Source organism: Nonomuraea sp. NPDC005730, assembly GCF_040630865.1.
Classification (GTDB): domain Bacteria; phylum Actinomycetota; class Actinomycetes; order Streptosporangiales; family Streptosporangiaceae; genus Nonomuraea.
Genome location: NZ_JBEXYK010000028.1, coordinates 82,966 through 101,633, shown reverse-complemented (window position 1 = coordinate 101,633; position 18,668 = coordinate 82,966). Strand labels below are relative to the sequence as shown.

Here is an 18,668-nt window from a genome sequence, read left to right as displayed (position 1 = left end):
CCCTAGGTCAGCAGTTACCGACATCTCAGCCGTACGGCCCGCTGCCGCAGGCCACCTGGCCGCCGATGGTGGCGAAGATCCCGAGCAGCGCCATGATCTGGCGGAAGTCGTCGGTGGTGAACTCGGTGTGCCGGGAGCCGACCGTCTTCACCCCGGGCACCAGCGCCACCGCCGCCGCGATGGCGGTCGAGTTCCACTCCACCCCCAGCGTGTACGGCGCCTCCACCCGATAAGGCGTGAAGTCGCTCAACCGGGAAAGCCCACGAGCGGCGGCCTCACGGATCTTCGCCTGGGCGACGCTCGGCGGCAGCAACTCGGCCGAGAACTTGTCGATCCCCTTCTTCACCGCCACCGTCTCGACGTCGCCGAGCAGCTCGCGCGCCTCCTCGCCGACGGCCTCGTCCCCCGTCACCAGCACGACGGGCACGCCGTGGAAGCCCGCGCACGCCGCGACCAGCCGGGTCTCGCCGCACAGCTCGCCGTTGAGGTAGACGTTCTGGATCTCCTTGCCCATCCACGTGTGGTTGAGCACACCGTGCTGGACGCCGGCCCTGGCGTGGTAGCCCACGAAGCACGCGGCCTGGAACGTGCCGTCGAGCCCCTGGGCCATGCGCTGGGCCTTGCCCGGCCCCCGGATCAGGGTGGCCCGCGGGTCCAGGAGGTCGATCCGCAGGTTCTTGGTGGACCCGTGGGCGTCGTTGACCAGCACCGAGCCCGCCCCCGCGGCGAACGCGCCCTCCACGGCGGCGTTGGCGTCGGCGGTCATCAGCTCGCAGCCGCGGTCGTAGCCGCGTTTGCCGGCGTGCATCTCCTCGGGGTCGGTCAGCCCCGTCACGCCCTCCATGTCCACCGACAGGTAAACCTTCACGCAGTCAACTCCTCGCACTTCGCCGGATCCGCCCCGCGGACGGTCACGCGCCCCACGTCTCCACCCGCCGTACCTCGGCCTCGGTCATGAGGCCGACCTGGGAGGTCAGGAAGGCGGCCGCCTCCGCCCGCCACGGCTCGGGGATCTCCTCGATCGCCGGCGGGTAGCAGTGGTCGAGCCAGCTCGTGGACTCCTCGGTGGCCTCGAAATGGTCGAGGGCCTTGGCGAACAGGGACCGTTCGACGCCGGGGATCCGGGCGAGGCCGTACTCGACCATCTCCTGGCCCCCGAAGGGGGGCGGCCGCAGCCACTTGCGGGCCACGGGACGGTCGGCGGTGAGGGGCGTGTCCAGCGGACGGCGCTCGACGGCGGCCTGGATGAGCTCCTTGTACAGGCACTTGCCGCAGGTGCGGCAGGGGCCGTCGGTGCCGCGCAGGCACCAGCGCACCTGGTCCTTGAGCTCGGAGTTCAGGGCCAGCCGCATGGTGACGGCCTCGCTCACCCCGCCGACCGGGAGCACGATGTGCACGCCCGCGGCGGCGAACAACCGGCCCCACGCGCCGTGCGGCGCCCACATGGGGTTGTCAGGCGTGAACCGCAACAAGTAACGGTCACCGCCGAGCCAGCGTGAACCGAGTTCATAGCCGAAGCCCAGGCCACCGAGGTTCATCCGGTCGGCCAGCAGGAGCGCCCCCGCCGCGACGGCGTGGTGCTCCGGATAGCCCGGACGCGGCTCGGCGAGGGTGAACTCCAGGTCGGAGGTGATGGTGGTGAGCTCACGGCCGGTCCGCTCGGCCAGCTTGGCCAGCACGTCGGAGCGGTAGTGCGGCCACCGGTTGGGCACCCTCGGATGCGGCACCCGCCGGAAGTGCACGAACGGCGCCGACGGATGGATGGCCGCCGCGGCCACGGAGTCCGCGCCGCCGCTGTAGGAGATGGCGAGCCGGTCCCCGGCCCGGCGCGGCTCGGCCCCGACCGGCCCGGCCTCGATGCCCCACCCGTCGTGCAGGGCCGCGGCCACCTCGGCGGAGACGGCCCGGTCGAACGTGATCCGCCGCCTGGTCCAGGGCGCCACGATCGTCCAGGCGGCCACGGCGAACAGGTCGGGGTGGGCGTCGGCGGGCACGCCGCCGATCGAGCAGGAGTTGGTGGCCAGCTTGACGGGATGTTCGTCGGCCGCCCTGCCGGTGATCTCGTCCTCGGGGTCGAGACGGAAGGTCAGCTCGCCGCCGGACCAGGTCACGCGCACGGCCGGCCCCCCTCGGGGACGCGGGCCCGCAGGTCGTCGATGGCCTGCCAGACGAGCACCTCGTTCTGGAGCACGCCGTCGAGGGCCTGCGCGGTCTCCTGCGCCAGCCGGTACGTGTCGTCGACCCTGGCCTTGTCGATCACCGGGCCGGCCGCCGGGCGGGCGTTCCGCAGCCGCTCGACCTCGCCCTGCAGCGTCGCCATCTCCCTGCGCAGGGTCTGGACCTCCCAGAGCGCGTCCCGGATGTCCTGCCGGTGGTCGGCGACGGAGATGTAACGGGAGTCGAACCACGTACGCACGGCTTTACGCAGCCGGGCGGGGACCGGGACGCGCATCATGAAACGCCACCATACTGGCAAACCCGCTTCCCCTTGGACGGCCTACTCCAAAGGGTCGCATTCGTATGGCGGCCGGGCGGTCACCGTCCGGTGAACTTGGCCTTGGCCTTCTCCGCGAAGGCCCGCATGCCGATCCTGGCGTCGTCGGTGGCGAACAGGCCGGAGAAGTGCAGGCGCTCGATCTCCAGGCCGGAGTCGAGGTCGACCTCGGCTCCCTGGTCGACGGCCTGCTTGGCGGCGCGCAGCGCCACGGCCGGGCCGCCGACGAACGTGGCCGCCCACTCCAGGGCCGCCGTGTAGACCTGCTCGTCCGGCACCACCCGGTCGACCAGCCCGATGGCCAGGGCCTCGGCGGCGGGGACGTGCCGGCCGGTGAAGATCAGATCCTTGGCGCGGGACGGGCCGACGAGCCGGGGCAGGCGCTGCGTGCCGCCCGCGCCCGGGATGAGCCCGAGCAGGATCTCCGGCTGGCCGAGCCGGGCCGACTCGCCCGCCACCCTGAAGTCGGCGCACAGGGCCAGCTCGCAGCCGCCGCCCAGGGCGTAGCCGGTGACGGCGGCGATGACCGGCTTGCCGATGCGGGCCACCGTGGTGAAGCACGCCTGGAGCGTGCGGGAGTGGGTGGACATGTCGGCATAGGACATGTCGGCCATCTCCTTGACGTCCACGCCGGCGGCGAAGACCCGCTCGCCGCCGTAGAGGATCACCGCCTGCACCTGGTCGTCGGCATCGACCTGAAGCGCCGCCTCGACGAGCTCCCGTTGCGTCTGAACGTTGAGCGCGTTCATCTTCGGACGGTCAAGACGGATCGTGGCGATCTGGTCGGCCACCTCGACGCTCACAAACTCACCCATGAGCCGAACCTAACAGAGCGCTCCCGCTCACCCCGCTGCGGCCGACTTCACCTCGTCGGCGGCCTTCCTACTGGTCGACACGCGTACCAGCGCCGCCGACAGGCGGGCGAGCTCGTCACCGGAGCGGGCCAGGCGGGCCAGGCCGCGTTCCTGGCGCGGCAGCCCGAGCCGGGCCGCGCCGTCCAGCACCCGCCCGTCCAGGTGCGGCGCGACCTGCGGCCACACGCCCTGGACCTCGCGCAGGAAGATGTCGGCGCCGGTCGGGCCGATGCCGGGGAACTCCCGGAGCAGCTCGCCGATGCGCCCGGGGTCGCCCCCGGCCTCGTCGCGCAACCTGCGCAGATCGCCCTTCCAGCGGTCGAGCAGCAGCTCGGCGCCTCTGCCGAGCATGGTCGAGGTGCGCTCGTCGTAACGCCGGTAGTGGCCGCGGCCGAGGGCGTCCACGCGGTCCTGCCAGCTCGCCCGCGCCATGTCGCGCGGCGTGCGGTACCCGGCGGCGAACAGCTCGCGCGCCGCCGCCACCGCCACCCCGGACGAGATGCGCGCGCTGAGCAGCGTGGCCAGCACGAGAAGCTGGTACAGCGGCCGCGGCCTGTCGGCGAGCCGGATGCCCGCCTCCGCGGCGAACGTCTGGCCGCACTGTTCGAGCAGGGCGTCCAGCACGCCCTTGTCCTTGTCAGCCATGACGCTCCGCTACCCCCATGGCGGGCGCTCATCCCGGCCCGGCGCGTTTGCCTCCCTGGTCGCGGGGGAGGCGGGGGGTCTCCAGCGAGAAGGAGCGCATCGTGCTGACATTGACTGACAACGCCGTGGTCGCGATCCGTGACCTGATGGTCGGCGAGGACGTGCCCGCGCACGCCGGCCTGCGGATCGCCGCCAAGCCGGACGAGGCGGGCGCCTTGGAGGTGTCGCTGGCGAGCACGCCGTACGCCGGGGACCAGGTCATCGAGCAGGGGGACGTGCGCGTCTTCGTGGCCGAGGACGCGGCGCCCATCCTCGACGACAAGTCGCTGGACGCCCAGCCGGGCACGCCGGGGCACCCGACGTTCCGGCTGGACCGCCGCACCTGACCGGCCCTGCCGGGCTTCCGGCGGCCCGCCCACCACCTCGGGGCCGCCGGGAGGCCGTCAGCCGGCGGCGCGGCCGGCGCGCACGGCGTCGGCCAGCTCGGCCAGCAGGCGCTCGGTCTCCTCCCAGCCCACGCAGGCGTCGGTGATGCTCTGCCCGTACGTCAGGCCCTCCGCCGGGCCGGGCTCCTGCCGCCCCGGCACCAGGAAGCTCTCCACCATCAGCCCCGCGACGCCCTTCTCGCCCGCCGCCAGGCGTCCGGCCACCTCGCGCACCACCGCCGCCTGCCGTACATGGTCCTTGCCGCTGTTGCCGTGGCTGGCGTCGATGATCAGCCGCTCCGGCAGCCCGGCCTTGGCCAGCAGCGCGAGCGCGTCGCCGATGGACTGGGGGTCGTAGTTCGGGCCGGTGCGCCCGCCGCGCAGGATGACGTGACAGTCGGGGTTGCCGGTGGTCGAGACGACCGCGGCCCGGCCCTCGTCGTCGATGCCGAAGAACACCTGCGGGTGCGCGGCGGCCTTCACGCCGTCGATGGCCACCTGCACGTCGCCGTCGGTGGCGTTCTTGAAGCCGACCGGCATGGACAGGCCGGAGGTGAGCTGGCGGTGCACCTGGCTCTCGGGCGTGCGCGCGCCGATCGCGCCCCAGGTGACGGCGTCGGCGATGTACTGCGGGCTGGTGGGCTCAAGGAACTCGCAGCCCACCGGCAGCCCGGTGTCGAGCACGTCGAGCAGCACCGTCCTGGCCAGGCGCAGCCCGCGCTGGACGTCGTGACCGCCGTCGATGTCCGGGTCGTTGATCAGGCCCTTCCAGCCGATGGTGGTACGCGGCTTCTCGAAGTACACCCGCATGACCACGCACAGGGCGTCGCCGAGGTCGCGGGTGGCGGCGGCCAGGCGGCGGGCGTAGTCGAGCGCGGCCTCCGGGTCGTGCACCGAGCACGGGCCGACGATGAGCAGCAGGCGGTCGTCGTCGCCGGCGAGCACGTCGCGCACGGCGTTCCTGCTCGCCGCCACCAGCGCCTCGCGCTCGGGGCCGAGCGGCTGTTCACCGATGAGCTCGTGGGGCGTGGGCAGGGGTTCGAACGAGGTGATGCGCAGGTCGCTGGTCGTGGTCATGGGCTGGTCCTCCGCTTTCGATGGAAGTTCGAAGGCGGTACGGCCCACGTCCGTGGCCCCCGGAGCCGTCCGCCTGAACGACGAAAGGCAGAGACGGGACGTCTCTGCCTTTGGGCTCCGGGTGATCAGTAAGTCAGCGCATGTGACCTTCGGCTCCACCCGGAGCCGCCACATAGCGCCAAAATCGGCTGATCACTGACATGCTGTCGACGCTAGCAGACGCCGGGTGACGGCTCCAAATCCCGTCCGCTATCCGAGATCGGATTCCCAGCCGGGTTCGCGCAGGTCGCCGAGCCCGTAGAGGCCGACCAGGGTGCCGTCGGCGCGGGTGACGACGACGTGGTCGACGTTCGCGCCTTCCATGCGGGTGGCCAGGGCGTCGAGCTGCTCGCTGGGCCGTACGGTGGTGACGCCGGTGTTCATGGCGGCCTCGGCGGTGCCGGTCAGGTCGGCGCCCTTGAGCTCGCGCGACCCGATGACACCCTGCACCACCTCGTCCCGGTCCACCACGACCGCGAGCCCGGCCGGATCGGCGACGATGCGCTCGCTGAGCTCCTCCAGCGGGTCCTCCAAATCCGCCGTGACCGGGTCGCGCCGGGCGCCGGAGCCCACCAGGACGGCCTCCCCCTCGTACGGCAGGTCGGCCGACAGCCAGTCCATCTTGCCCAGGCCGTAGTCGTGCACGTCGGCGAAGCCCAGCCGGGCCAGCCGGTGGGCGGCGCGCGGGCTCAGGTCGCAGAGCCAGTCGTGGCAGTAGACGATGACCGGACGCGACCGGTCCAGCAGGTCGTCGGCCAGCCGGTCGAGCGAGCCGAGCGGCAGGTGCACGGCGCCGGGCAGGTGCGCCCAGGCGTACTCGCGCTCGGGCAGCACCTCGGCGAGCTGGGCGTCACGCGTCGCGAGCAGGTCCTGGACGCCGACGCGGTCGATGATGCCGGTCATCAGGTCCTCAGCGCTCCCCCCGGCGGGGCCGTTCGGACTTGGGTCCTTCGGCGCGGTCGCCGCCCACCTTGCGCGGGCTCTTGTCCGGATCCGACTGGAGTTTCCTGGCCACGCGTTTCTTGAGCTCCTGCTCGCTCAGCCCTTGCCGGTCCAGCTGCTTGCGCAGCCGGCGGCGCTCGTTGTCATAGGAGTGACTTCCGGGTCGAGGCATGACAACTCCCCCTCTCCTCCGAAGGCCCGCCTACCCAGCCCCTCACCTGGTAGTCCTGGATATTCGGCCCCCCGGGCCCGGTCCGGTGCCCGTTAAGCGATGAAAAATATCTTCGCAAAGTTCTCGCCAGAGAAGGAAAATGTTGAGACGCTGAACCCGCATCACACCCCCCAGTCAAGGAGCGGTTCATGCGCAGAGCGCTGGCGATCGCCGTCGTCGCCTTGTTGCCCTTAACCCAAGTGCCCTCGGCCAACGCCGAAGAACCCGCCGACCGGCAGCAGGCGTTCGCCGCGGCGGCCGACGAGTTCAAGGTCCCGCAGAGCGTGCTGCTCGGCGTCTCGTACCTGGAGTCGCGCTGGGACGCCCACGCGGGCCAGCCGTCGAGCGACGCCGGGTTCGGCCCGATGCACCTGACCGACGCGGCCGCGTACACCGGTTCGAACCACCACGGAGAGGGCGAGGAGGACGCCCGCGGCGACGAGAGCAGGCCGCTCGCGCCCACGGCGACCCCCGCCCCGGCGGAGATCCCCGCCTCGCTGCGCACGATGGAACGCGCCGCGCAGCTCACCGGCGAGAGCCACGAGCGGCTGCGCACCGACGACGCGGCCAACATCCGCGGCGGCGCGGCGCTGCTCGCCGACTACCAGAAGAGCCTCGGCGCGCCCCTGAGCGCCAATCCCGGCGAATGGTACGGAGCCGTCGCCAAGTACTCCGGCGCCGACGAGGCCGACGCGGCCAAGTTCTTCGCCGACGAGGTCTACGCCACCATCCAGGAGGGCGCCGAGCGCACCACGGACGACGGGCAGAAGATCACCCTGCCCAAGGTCCCGGACCTGGAGAAGATCGAGAAGTGGCTGGAGAAGCTCGGCCTGCGGCCCGCGCGGCGCGACGGCGTCGAGTGCCCGTCCTCGATCTCCTGCGAGTGGATCCCCTCGGCCTACCAGGAGCTCCCGCCGGACGACTACGGCCACTACGACCTGGCCAACCGCCCGGTCAGCCAGAAGGTCGACTACATCATCATCCACGACATGGAGGGCTACTTCCTCCCGTCGATCAAGCTCAACCAGGACCCGAACTACGGCGCGAGCTGGCACTACTCGGTCCGTTCCAGTGACGGGCACATCGCCCAGCACATCAAGACCAAGGACGTCGGCTGGCAGGCCGGCAACTGGTACATCAACGCCAAGTCCATCGGCATCGAGCACGAAGGCTTCCTGGCCGAGGGCAGCACCTGGTACACCGAGGCGATGTACCGCTCGTCGGCCCGGCTCGTCCGGTACCTGGCGCTCAAGCACGGCGTGCCGCTCGACCGCGCCCACATCCTGGGCCACGACAACGTCCCGGGCACGATCCCGAGCACCGTCCGCGGCATGCACGAGGACCCGGGGCCGTTCTGGGACTGGGCGCACTACTTCCAGCTCATGGGCGCGCCGCTGCACCAGTTCGGCGGGCCGAAGTCCGGCTCGGTCATGATCAAGCCGGACTTCGCCACCAACAAGCCCTACTTCTACGGCTGCGACCGCAAGAACCCCGAGGCGGCCTGCCCGCCGCTCAGCGCCGGCACCGTGTGGCTGCGCACCGAGCCGCGCGACGACGCCCCGCTGATCAAGGACATCGGCAAGCACCCGACCGGCGGCTCGCTCTACAGCGTGTACGACCACAGCGCCAGGGCCAGCACCGGCCAGCGCTTCGCCGTCGCCGACCGCCAGGGCGACTGGACGGCGATCTGGTACCTCGGCCAGAAGTCGTGGTTCCACAACCCGGCGAGCGCCCCGACCGCGATCCCGTCGATGGGGCTCGTCGTCACCCCGAAGCCGGGCAAGGCGACCGTGCCGGTGTTCGGGCGGGCGTACCCGGAGCAGGAGGCGTACCCGGCGGGCATCCCGTACCAGGCGGTGACGCCGCTGCAGTACACGTTCTCGGCGGGCGAGAAGTACACGCTGGCAGGGCCGGCCGCCGCCGAGTACTACCGGGCGGTCACGTTCAACCTGGAGGACCACACGGTGGTCAAGGGCAAGACGAAGTACCTGGAGATCCAGTTCGGGCACCGCGTGATGTACGTCAAGGCTGACGACGTGCAGGTGACGTTCTCCGGGTGAACTCCTTGACGGCGCGCCTGGTGCTCGCGAGCGCCTCCTGAGAGGAGTCGAACGTGCGCTGGGCGACGCCGACGAACACGCAGTCGACGACGAGGAGCTGGCTGATCCTGCTGGCCAGGGCGCCGGGACGGAACTCCGTCTCGCGCCCGGCCGAGATCAGCACGTGCTCGGCCAGCTCCGCGATCGTCGAGCGCGGGTTGTTGGTGACGGCCACCGTGGTGGCCCCCGCCTCGCCCGCCCGGCGCAGCGGCTCGATCACGTCGGGGGTCTCCCCCGAGGTGCTGATGCCGATCGCCACGTCGCCCGCCTTCAGCAGGACGGCACTGGTCAGGGCCAGGTGGGCGTCCTGGAAGGCGTGGCTGGACAGGCCGATGCGCAGCAGCTTCTGGGCGACGTCCTGGGCGACTAATCCCGAGGCGCCCACGCCGTAGGCGTCGATGCGCCTGGCCCCCACGATCGCGTCGACGACCAGGCCCAGGCGCTCGCTGGTCAGCTGGGCGACGGTGTCGTTGATGGCCTCCGACTCGGCCCTGGCCACCTTCTGGATGACCTCCGACAGCGGGTCGTCGGGCGCCAGGTCGCCGGGCACGAGCCGGTCGGGCTGCGCGGCCGCCGCCGCCAGAGCCAGCCTGAGCTGGGGATATCCGGCGAAGCCGAGCAGCCGCGCGGTGCGCACGATGGTGGCCTCGCTGGTGCCGGAGGCGGCCGACAGCTCCGTGATGGTGCTGCGCGCGACCGTCGCCGGATCTTCCAGGATGAGCCGGGCGACGGTCTGCGCGGCAGGCGTCAGGGACGGCAGGACACCGCGGACCGTGGCCACCAGATTGTCGGCCCGCAGGCCATTCCCGCTGTCGTCCACGGTCCTGATTATGCACCGCCCGACCACCGGGCCGACCTCGTCCGGATATATCAGCGCAAGGTGCCGTTCGTCATTCCCACCGGCTCCTCAGGGACGGCGATCAGCCCCAGTTCCGCCGGAGTGGCAGCGAACGGGTGATGCGGGACGACCCGGACGGTGTATCCGAAAGCCCCCGTACGGTCGAGCGGCACCCGGCCCGTGAAGTGGGCGTGGCCGTCGTCCTCCAGCGACTCCACGGCCAGCCGCGCGTACCGCGGACGGACCAGCTCGTCGTGCGGCCCGACCTTGCCGTACGCGGCCTCGACCAGCACGTCTCCCGGCTCCAGGTCGCCGAGCGCGATCGTGGCCCGCAGCTCGACCGAGGCGCCCACCTCGGGGGCGTCGCCCACGCCCGACGCCTCGACGTGCTCGACCCGCACCCCCGGCCAGGCCCGCGTGACGCGCACCCGCCAGGCCGCGAACGCCCTGGCCGCGGCGTAGGAGTCGGCCGACAACGCGCGGGCCGACTTGGCTGCCGGGGTGTAGAGGCCGACGACGTAGTCGCGGAGCATGCGTCCGGCCAGCACCTTGGGCCCGAGCGAGGCCAGGGTGTGCTTGACCATCTCCATCCACCTGCGCGGCAGCTCGTCGAACGGCCGGTCGTAGAAGCGGTCGGACACCTCGTGCTCGATCAGGTCGTACAGGGCGCCGGCCTCCAGCTCGTCGCGCCGGTCGGGGTCGCTGACGCCGTCGGCGGTGGGGATGGCCCAGCCGTTGGTGCCGTCGTACCACTCGTCCCACCAGCCGTCGCGGATCGACAGGTTGAGCCCGCCGTTCAGCGCCGACTTCATGCCCGAGGTGCCGGACGCCTCCAGCGGCCGCAGCGGGTTGTTCAGCCACACGTCGCAGCCCTGGACCATGAGCTGGCCGAGCGTCATGTCGTAGTCGGGCAGGAAGACGATCCGGTGGCGCACGTTGTGCTGGTCGGCGAACTTGACGATCTGCTGGATCAGCTTCTTGCCGCCCTCGTCGGCCGGATGCGCCTTGCCGGCGATCACGATCTGCACCGGCTTGTCCGGGTCGAGCAGCAGGCGGGCCAGCCGCCTGGGGTCGCGCAGCATGAGCGTGAGCCGCTTGTACGACGGCACCCGCCGGGCGAAGCCGATCGTCAGCACGTCGGGGTCGAGCGCGTCGTCGATCCAGCCCAGCTCGGCGACCGAGGCGCCGCGCTCGCGCCACGACCTGCGCAGCCGCTCGCGCGCGCCCTCGACCAGCCGCCTGCGCAGCTTGCCGCGGATCTCCCAGATCTCCCGGTCGGAGATCTTCTGGATGCCCTCCCAGCCGCGGGCGCGCTCGATCAGCGAGGGCAGCTCGCGGCCCGCCAGCTCCATGAACTCGCGCCCGACCCACGTGGGCGCGTGCACGCCGTTGGTGATCGAGCCGATCGGCACCTCGTCGAGGTCGAAGCCGGGCCACAGGTCCTTGAACATCTCCCGGCTGACCGCGCCGTGCAGCTCGGAGACGCCGTTGACGCGCTGGGCCAGGCGCATGCCCATGACGGCCATGTTGAAGCGGCCGGGCTCGGCCTCGGCGCCCAGGGCCAGGATGCGCTCGACGGGCACGGTCGGCCAGGCGGAGTCGCCGCCGAAGTGGCGTTCGATCAGGTCGCAGGGGAAACGGTCGATGCCGGCGGGCACCGGCGTGTGCGTGGTGAACACCGTCCCGGCGCGGACGGCCTCCAGCGCCTCGTCGAACGACATGCGTGACTCGGTCAGCTCGCGGATGCGCTCCAGGCCGAGGAAGCCGGCGTGGCCCTCGTTGGTGTGGAAGACCTCGGGCTCGGCGTGGCCGGTGATGCGGCAGTAGGCCCTGATGGCGCGGACGCCGCCCACGCCCAGCAGCAGTTCCTGCATGAGCCGGTGGTCGGTGCCGCCGCCGTAGAGGCGGTCGGTGACGTCGCGGGCGGCGGTGTCGTTGTCGGCCACGTCGGAGTCGAGCAGCAGCAGCGGCACCCGGCCCACCTGCGCCACCCAGACCTGGGCGTGCAGGACGCGGCCCTCGGGCAGGCCGAGACGGATCTTGACGGGTTCGTCGCCGTCCTTCAGCAGGGTCAGCGGCAGCCCGCCGGCGTCGAGCGCCGGGTAGTGCTCGAGCTGCCAGCCCTCCGGCGAGAGCGACTGGGTGAAGTAGCCGTGGCGATAGAGCAGGCCGACCGCGAGGATCGGCACGCCCAGGTCGCTGGCCGCCTTGAGGTGGTCGCCGGCGAGGATGCCGAGACCGCCTGAGTACTGGGGCATCGCGGCGGCGATGCCGTATTCGGGGGAGAAGTAGGCGATGGCGCGGGCGACGTCGGGCAGCGTCTGGTACCAGCGCGGCGATGTCATGTATTCGCGCAGGTCATCTGCTGCGTCGGCGAGACGGCGGAGGAAACGGCGGTCGGCGGCCAGCTCGTTGAGCCGGGCCGGTGTGACGGCGCCGAGCAGGGCCACGGGGTCGTGACCGACCTGTTCCCACAGGGCCGCGTCGACCTCGGCGAAGAGGTCCAGCGTCTCCGGGTGCCAGGACCAGCGGAGATTGTGCACGAGCTCGCCCAGGGCGGCCATCTCCGCGGGCAGGACGGTGCGGACGGTAAACCGGCGGATAGCTCTCACGTTTCTGCACCCTACGGGCTAGGAGGGACCTCTCAGTCCTTCACCCCCAAGAAGCCCCTTCAAACCCCAGCCCGGAACAAGCATGAAGCCGGACGATTGGGGCAACTTTCCTCTTTGTTGGCTCTCCCGGGAACACACTCGGGAGGTCTATCCGCTGCTGTCCACTATTTACGTGCAAGGATCGTTACTGCCGGGGTAGGCCGTATCCAGCGGTCCCGCGCGGTTGCGAAATCTTGCACATACGGAAAGCCTCCGGCGGCGCCGAGCGCGCCGTCGCAAACCCTGCGAATGCGATGATCGGACGAATTCCCATCACGGACATCTCCCCCGTCGTCGACTGCGGGCAGTGGCCCGCCAAGGCGGTCGCCGGCGAGACCTTCCAGGTCTCGGCGACCGTCTTCCGAGAAGGCCACGACGCCGTGGCCGCGGGCGTGGTGCTCACCTCGCCCGACGGACAGCGTGGCCGCCTGAAACCCATGCGCGAGCTCGCCCCCGGCACCGACCGCTGGGGCGTTGACGTGTGCCTGCCGGCCGAGGGCGACTGGATGTTCCGCGTGGAGGCGTGGAGCGATCCGATCAGGACGTGGCTGCACGACGCCGAGATCAAGATCCCGCGCGGCCTCGACACCGACCTCATGTGCGAGGAGGGGGCCCGGCTGTTCGAGCGGGCCGCCAAGGCCGTCCGTACGGCCGAGTGCCCCGCGCCCGGCGGCCAGGCGGGCCCCGGCAACGGGCACTCCAGGAACGGCATGGGCAACAGCAAGGGCAACGGCAACGGCGACAGCGCGTGCGGGCACCGGGCCGCGCTGCTGTCGGTGGCGGCCACGCTGCGGGACGAGGAGCTCGACCCGCGCGCCCGGCTGTCCATCGCCCAGCTCCCCGAGACGGCCGCGCTGCTGGCGGCGCATCCGTTCCGCGAGCTGGTGACCAGGGCCAAGCCGTACAAGGTCAGGGTCGACCGGCGCAGGGCGCTCTACGGCTCCTGGTACGAGTTCTTCCCCAGGTCCGAGGGCGCGGTCGTCACCGAGTCCGGCGTCTCCAGGTCCGGCACCTTCCAGACCGCGGCCAAGCGGCTGCCCGCCATCGCCAAGATGGGCTTCGACGTCGTCTACCTGCCGCCGATCCATCCCATCGGCCAGACCTTCCGCAAGGGCCGCAACAACACGCTCAGTCCCGAGCCCGACGAGCCCGGCTCGCCGTGGGCGATCGGCTCGGAGGACGGCGGCCACGACGCCGTCCATCCCGACCTGGGCACCCTTGAGGACTTCGACGAGTTCGTCAGCCGCACCCGCGCCCTGGGCATGGAGGTCGCGCTCGACTTCGCCCTGCAGTGCGCCCCCGACCACCCGTGGGTCAAGGAGCACCCGGAGTGGTTCACGATCCGGGCGGACGGGACGATCGCCTACGCCGAGAACCCGCCGAAGAAGTACCAGGACATCTACCCGATCAACTTCGACAGGGATCCCGAGGGCATCTTCGCCGAGGTCCGGCGGGTGCTGCGGCACTGGATGGACCACGGCGTGCGGATCTTCCGGGTGGACAACCCGCACACCAAGCCGGTGGCGTTCTGGGAGCGCCTGCTGGCCGACATCCACGCGACCGACCCGGACGTGGTGTTCCTGGCCGAGGCGTTCACCCGGCCCGCGATGCTCCAGACGCTCGCCAAGACGGGGTTCCACCAGTCGTACACGTATTACACGTGGAAGAACTCCAAGTTCGACGTGGAGACGTACCTGTCGGAGCTCTCGCACGAGACGTCCGCGTTCCTGCGGCCGAACCTGTTCGTCAACACCCCGGACATCCTGCACGAGTACCTGCAGCACGGCGGCGTGCCGGCGTTCAGGATCAGGGCCGTGCTGGCCGCTCTCACGTCGCCGACCTGGGGGGTCTACTCCGGGTACGAGCTGGCCGAGAACGTTCCGGTGCGCCCGGGGAGTGAGGAATACCTAGATAGTGAGAAATATCAGTACAAGCCACGCGACTGGGCGGCCGCCGAACGCGACGGAAGGACCCTCGCCCCGCTCATCACCCATCTGAATTTGTTCCGAAGAGCGCATCCGGCGCTGCAGGAATTGCGTAACCTACGGTTCCACAGGGTCGACCATCCGGACATCGTCTGCTTCTCCAAACGGCTTCCGGGCGCCTACGACACGGCCACACGAAGGCACGGGCTGGGCGACGTCGTTCTGGCGGTTGTCAATCTGGATCCTCACCACACCCACGAGGCGACGGTAGATCTCGACCTGCCCGCCATCGGTCTCGACTGGAACGCCGAGTTCGTCGTGGACGACGAGCTGTCGGGCGAGTCCTACCGCTGGAGGCAGAGCAACTATGTGCGTCTCGACCCTCACATCCAGCCTGCCCACATTCTCACCGTACGAGCCGCGCCACGGTAGAACAGAATTCAGCGGGGAGTCTTCAACGTGTGTGAAAGCGCCCTCCTCATGAGCCCCCTCTGGGGGAGCCCATGAGCTCCACACCCATTCCCAACACCTTTGACGAGGAAAAGCCGCGCGATCCTTACTGGTACAAGCGCGCCGTCTTCTACGAGGTTCTGATCAGGGGATTCGCCGACTCCAACGGCGACGGGACCGGGGACATCAGAGGTCTGATCAGCAAGCTCGACTACCTGCAGTGGCTGGGCGTCGACTGCCTCTGGCTGCTGCCCCTGTACGAGTCGCCGCTGCGTGACGGCGGCTACGACATCGCCGACTTCATGAAGATCCTGCCCGAGTTCGGGGATCTGGGAGACTTCGTGAAGCTGGTCGACGAGGCACACAAACGCGGCATGCGGGTGATCGCCGACCTCGTCATGAACCACACCAGCGACGCCCATCCCTGGTTCCAGGCCTCCAGGCACGACCCGGAAGGCCCGTTCGGCGACTTCTACGTCTGGTCGGACACCGATGAGAAGTACCAGGACGCCCGGATCATCTTCATCGACACCGAGACGTCCAACTGGACCTACGACCCGGTGCGCGGCCAGTACTACTGGCACCGCTTCTTCCACCACCAGCCCGACCTCAACTACGAGAACCCGGACGTGCAGGAGGCCATGCTGGAGGTGCTGCGGTTCTGGCTGGACCTCGGCATCGACGGCTTCCGCCTGGACGCGGTGCCCTACCTCTTCGAGGAGGAGGGCACCAACTGCGAGAACCTGCCCAGGACGCACGAGTACCTCAAGAGCATCAGGCGCGAGGTCGACCGGCTCTTCCCGGACCGGGTCCTGCTCGCCGAGGCGAATCAGTGGCCTTCGGACGTGGTGGAATATTTCGGCGATCCGGTAGGCGGCGGGGACGAATGCCACATGGCCTTCCATTTCCCGCTCATGCCCCGCATTTTCATGGCGGTCCGCCGGGAGTCCCGTTACCCCATTTCCGAAATTTTGGCACAAACGCCGAAAATTCCGGAACATTGCCAGTGGGGGATTTTCCTGCGGAACCATGATGAGCTGACGCTCGAAATGGTGACCGACGAAGAACGCGACTACATGTACACGGAGTACGCCAAAGATCCGCGTATGCGGGCGAATGTCGGCATCCGCCGGCGGCTGGCTCCCCTGCTGGAGAACGACCGCAACCAGATCGAGCTGTTCACCGCGCTGCTCCTGTCGCTGCCGGGCTCTCCCGTGCTCTACTACGGCGACGAGATCGGCATGGGCGACAACATCTGGCTCGGCGACCGCGACGGCGTCCGTACCCCGATGCAGTGGGACCCCGACCGCAACGCCGGGTTCTCCGACTGCGACCCCGGACGGCTCTACCTGCCCGTGATCATGGACCCGATCTACGGCTACCAGGCGATCAACGTCGAGGCCCACCAGAAGAACGCGGGCTCGCTGCTCCACTGGACCAAGCGGATGATCGAGATCCGCAAACGTCACCCCGTCTTCGGGCTCGGCGAGTTCGCCGAGCTCAACTCCTCCAACCCCAGCGTGCTCGCGTTCGTCCGGGAGCTGGGCGACGACCGGATGTTGTGCGTCAACAACCTGTCGCGCTTCCCGCAACCGGTCGAGCTTGACCTGCGCAGATTCGTCGGCGTCTCCCCCGTGGAAACCATGGGAGGGGTCCCATTCCCGGCAATTGGCGAACTACCGTATCTTTTGACGCTTCCCGGGCATGGGTTCTATTGGTTCACACTCCCACCGGCACACACCCAGGAGGAGTAGGGCGTGATAGAGGAGCTCCTTGCCGCATGGATCGGCCGCCAACGATGGTTCGGCGGCAAGGGGCGCCCGATCGACGATCTGTCGATCGAGTCGGACGTCGTACTGACGCCAGGGCTCCGGCACCTGATCGTGGCCGTCTGGCAGGACGGCGCGCGGGACCGGTACCAGATCTTCCTGGGCGAGCGGCACGACCTGCCCGACCGGCTCAACCACGCCCTCATCGGCAGCCTCGGCGACACCTACTTCTACGACGCCGTCCATGACGCCGACAGCATGAGCTGGCTGCTGGAGGGCATGGCGGGCGACGAGACCCGCAGCGGGCTGCGCATGCGGCACGCGCCCGGCGTCGTCATCGACACCTCCCAGCGCAGCCTGGTGCTGGGGGCCGAGCAGTCGAACACCTCGCTCGTGTACGGCGACTCCTACATCTGCAAGATGTTCCGCCGGCTCATCCCGGGCGTCAATCCGGAGCTGGAGATCATCAGCGCCCTGGCCGCCCGGAGCGCGCCGAACATCGCCCAGCCGTACGGGTGGATCGAGGCCGACGTGGACGGCACGGACACCACGCTCGCCTTCATGCAGGAGTACCTGTCCAACGCCAACGACGGCTGGGACCTCGCGCTGGCCAGCGTCCGCGACCTGTACGCCTCGCTGCCGGGGGTCACCGCCGCCGACGCGGGCGGCGACTTCGCCGCCGAGTCCGTACGGCTGGGCGTCGCCACCGCCCGCGTCCACCACGAGCTGGCGGCGGCGTTCCCCACCGAGCTGGTCGAGATTCCCGAGGTCAAACGCATGGCCGAGGGCTTCCGGCGGCAGCTCGGGCGGGCCATGGCCGAGGTGCCAGAACTGCGGCGGCACGTGACGGCCCTGGAGGACGCCTACCACCAGGTGGAACTGCTCACCAGGGAAGTGCCCGTGCAGCGCGTTCACGGGGATTACCACCTGGGCCAGGTGATGCGCACGCCCACCGACTGGGTGGTGCTCGACTTCGAGGGCGAGCCGGGGCAGCCGCTGGCCGAGCGCCGGGCGCTGTCGTCGCCGCTGCGGGACGTGGCCGGCATGCTGCGCTCGTTCGACTACGCGGCCAGGCACCTGCTGGCCGACCACCCGCAGGCCGCCGAGCTCCAGCCCCGGGCCGAGGCATGGGCCGACCGCAACCGCACCGCGTTCCTGGACGGCTACCGGGAGGGCGGCGGCATGATCACGGTCGGGGACGCGGCGCTGCTGCGGGCGTTCGAGCTGTCCAAGGCGGTGTACGAGGTGGTCTACGAGGCCCGCAACCGCCCGTCGTGGGTCTCCATCCCGTTGGCCGCCTTCCACCCCCGCCCCGCCTGACCGGCGGGGCGCCCCGAGGCGGCCCGGGGGTCAGCGCAGCTCTTCGACCAGGCCGGGCAGGCCCTCGGCGCCGTGGCCGCGGGCGGTGCGCTGATCGACGATCGCCTTCAGCGGCAGCAGGAGGTCGGGCTTGACCTGCTGCTCCCTGAAGGCACGCACCAGGTTCTCCAGGCCGGACCTGTTGATCTCCAGGTTCGACACCAGAGTCGTGTAGTCGCGCGACTCCACTGACTTGACCCACTCGGGTTGCGCGGCGGCCATCGCGTTGAGCCACGGGACCAGGAGGTTGCTGGTGAATTCGGTCAACGGATAGCCGGCCGAGTCGACGAGTGCGACCGCCTCCAGGAAGCCGGCGATCTGGCCGTACATGCCGGTGAGCATGGCCAGGTCGAGCAGCGGGGCCAGGCCGGGGTCCGTGCCGACGAAGCGCGGCTCGGCCATCGCGCGGAACGCCTCCTCGAAGCGGTCGAACGCCGCCTGCGAACCGCTGTAGAGCACGAGCGCGCCGGGCCGGCCGACCATCTGGGGCACGGCCATGATGCCGCCGTCCACGTAGTCGCCGCCGCGTGCGGTCACCCATTCGGCCGCCTGGCGGGCCTCGACGGGCCTGCCGGTGGTCAGGTTCGCCACGACGCGGCCCGCCAGCGGGGTGTCGGCCAGCAGCTCGTACACGGCCGGGTAGTCGAGCACGCAGACGATCACCAGCGGGCTCGCCGCGACCGCCTCCGCCACCGTCGCGGCGCGGGTGGCGCCCCTGGCGACCAGGGGCTCGGCCTTGTCCGCCGAACGGTTCCACACGGTGACGCGGTGTCCGGCGTCCAGCAGGCTGCCGGCGAGCGCCGCGCCCATGAGGCCGAGACCGATGATGGAAATTTCTTCTGACATTTCGGGATTCCTTAGGTTCTGACGGATGCGTTCACCCTGCCCGC

General features: G+C 70.3%; 16 protein-coding genes. 5 read left to right on the top strand and 11 right to left on the bottom strand.

Going from position 1 to position 18,668, the window contains the following annotated elements:
* Positions 1-25 precede the first annotated feature (25 nt).
* The 5 genes from ABZ444_RS28395 to ABZ444_RS28375 form a co-directional block, all read right to left on the bottom strand.
* Positions 26-868, bottom strand: a complete 843-nt coding sequence (locus tag ABZ444_RS28395) for a M55 family metallopeptidase (protein ID WP_357697516.1) — start codon at positions 866-868, stop codon at positions 26-28.
* A gap of 43 nt (positions 869-911) precedes the next feature.
* The gene (locus tag ABZ444_RS28390) at positions 912-2,117 is read right to left on the bottom strand and encodes a DUF6395 domain-containing protein (RefSeq protein ID WP_358003067.1); all 1,206 of its coding nucleotides are present in this window, start codon (positions 2,115-2,117) and stop codon (positions 912-914) included.
* A complete protein-coding gene (locus tag ABZ444_RS28385) occupies positions 2,108-2,455 on the bottom strand; it encodes a hypothetical protein (protein WP_357973329.1) in 348 nt (115 codons plus the stop codon). Before ABZ444_RS28385 ends, ABZ444_RS28390 begins: the two co-directional genes overlap by 10 nt.
* 80 nt (positions 2,456-2,535) lie before the next feature.
* The gene (locus tag ABZ444_RS28380) at positions 2,536-3,309 is read right to left on the bottom strand and encodes an enoyl-CoA hydratase-related protein (protein WP_358003064.1); all 774 of its coding nucleotides are present in this window, start codon (positions 3,307-3,309) and stop codon (positions 2,536-2,538) included.
* Between the two features lie 27 nt (positions 3,310-3,336).
* Positions 3,337-3,993: an endonuclease gene (locus ABZ444_RS28375; protein WP_358003061.1), complete on the bottom strand. Its 657-nt coding sequence runs from the start codon at positions 3,991-3,993 to the stop codon at positions 3,337-3,339.
* A gap of 101 nt (positions 3,994-4,094) precedes the next feature.
* Between ABZ444_RS28375 and ABZ444_RS28370 the strand changes: the two genes are divergently transcribed.
* Positions 4,095-4,379, top strand: coding sequence for a Fe-S cluster assembly protein HesB (locus ABZ444_RS28370; RefSeq protein ID WP_352328823.1), 285 nt, complete (start codon positions 4,095-4,097; stop codon positions 4,377-4,379).
* A 57-nt stretch (positions 4,380-4,436) separates the two neighbouring features.
* On the opposite strand, the gene ABZ444_RS28365 is transcribed toward ABZ444_RS28370, so the two are convergent.
* The 3 genes from ABZ444_RS28365 to ABZ444_RS28355 form a co-directional block, all read right to left on the bottom strand.
* The gene (locus tag ABZ444_RS28365) at positions 4,437-5,495 is read right to left on the bottom strand and encodes a 3-deoxy-7-phosphoheptulonate synthase (RefSeq protein WP_358003058.1); all 1,059 of its coding nucleotides are present in this window, start codon (positions 5,493-5,495) and stop codon (positions 4,437-4,439) included.
* 249 nt (positions 5,496-5,744) lie between these two features.
* Positions 5,745-6,437, bottom strand: a complete 693-nt coding sequence (locus ABZ444_RS28360) for a CBS domain-containing protein (RefSeq protein WP_358003055.1) — start codon at positions 6,435-6,437, stop codon at positions 5,745-5,747.
* 7 nt (positions 6,438-6,444) lie between these two features.
* A complete protein-coding gene (locus tag ABZ444_RS28355) occupies positions 6,445-6,648 on the bottom strand; it encodes a hypothetical protein (RefSeq protein WP_358003052.1) in 204 nt (67 codons plus the stop codon).
* A gap of 188 nt (positions 6,649-6,836) precedes the next feature.
* Between ABZ444_RS28355 and ABZ444_RS28350 the strand changes: the two genes are divergently transcribed.
* The gene (locus ABZ444_RS28350) at positions 6,837-8,747 is read left to right on the top strand and encodes a peptidoglycan recognition family protein (protein WP_358003049.1); all 1,911 of its coding nucleotides are present in this window, start codon (positions 6,837-6,839) and stop codon (positions 8,745-8,747) included.
* Here ABZ444_RS28350 and ABZ444_RS28345 read toward each other — a convergent pair.
* Positions 8,710-9,606, bottom strand: coding sequence for a MurR/RpiR family transcriptional regulator (locus tag ABZ444_RS28345; RefSeq protein WP_358003046.1), 897 nt, complete (start codon positions 9,604-9,606; stop codon positions 8,710-8,712). The two genes, ABZ444_RS28350 and ABZ444_RS28345, sit on opposite strands and share 38 nt — an antisense overlap.
* 50 nt (positions 9,607-9,656) lie before the next feature.
* Positions 9,657-12,236: an alpha-glucan family phosphorylase gene (glgP, locus tag ABZ444_RS28340; RefSeq protein WP_358003043.1), complete on the bottom strand. Its 2,580-nt coding sequence runs from the start codon at positions 12,234-12,236 to the stop codon at positions 9,657-9,659.
* 293 nt (positions 12,237-12,529) lie between these two features.
* On the opposite strand from glgP, the gene ABZ444_RS28335 reads away from it, so the two are divergent.
* The 3 genes from ABZ444_RS28335 to ABZ444_RS28325 all read left to right on the top strand — a co-directional run bounded on the left by ABZ444_RS28335 (position 12,530) and on the right by ABZ444_RS28325 (position 17,739).
* Complete coding sequence (locus tag ABZ444_RS28335) at positions 12,530-14,632, top strand: alpha-1,4-glucan--maltose-1-phosphate maltosyltransferase (protein WP_357973351.1); 2,103 nt, start codon at positions 12,530-12,532, stop codon at positions 14,630-14,632.
* A 71-nt stretch (positions 14,633-14,703) separates the two neighbouring features.
* Complete coding sequence (gene treS, locus ABZ444_RS28330) at positions 14,704-16,404, top strand: maltose alpha-D-glucosyltransferase (RefSeq protein WP_352352254.1); 1,701 nt, start codon at positions 14,704-14,706, stop codon at positions 16,402-16,404.
* 3 nt (positions 16,405-16,407) lie between these two features.
* Complete coding sequence (locus ABZ444_RS28325) at positions 16,408-17,739, top strand: aminoglycoside phosphotransferase (protein WP_358003040.1); 1,332 nt, start codon at positions 16,408-16,410, stop codon at positions 17,737-17,739.
* A 30-nt stretch (positions 17,740-17,769) separates the two neighbouring features.
* On the opposite strand, the gene ABZ444_RS28320 is transcribed toward ABZ444_RS28325, so the two are convergent.
* Entirely contained in the window at positions 17,770-18,624 is an 855-nt protein-coding gene (locus ABZ444_RS28320) for an NAD(P)-binding domain-containing protein (RefSeq protein WP_358003037.1), read from the bottom strand.
* Positions 18,625-18,668 lie beyond the last annotated feature (44 nt).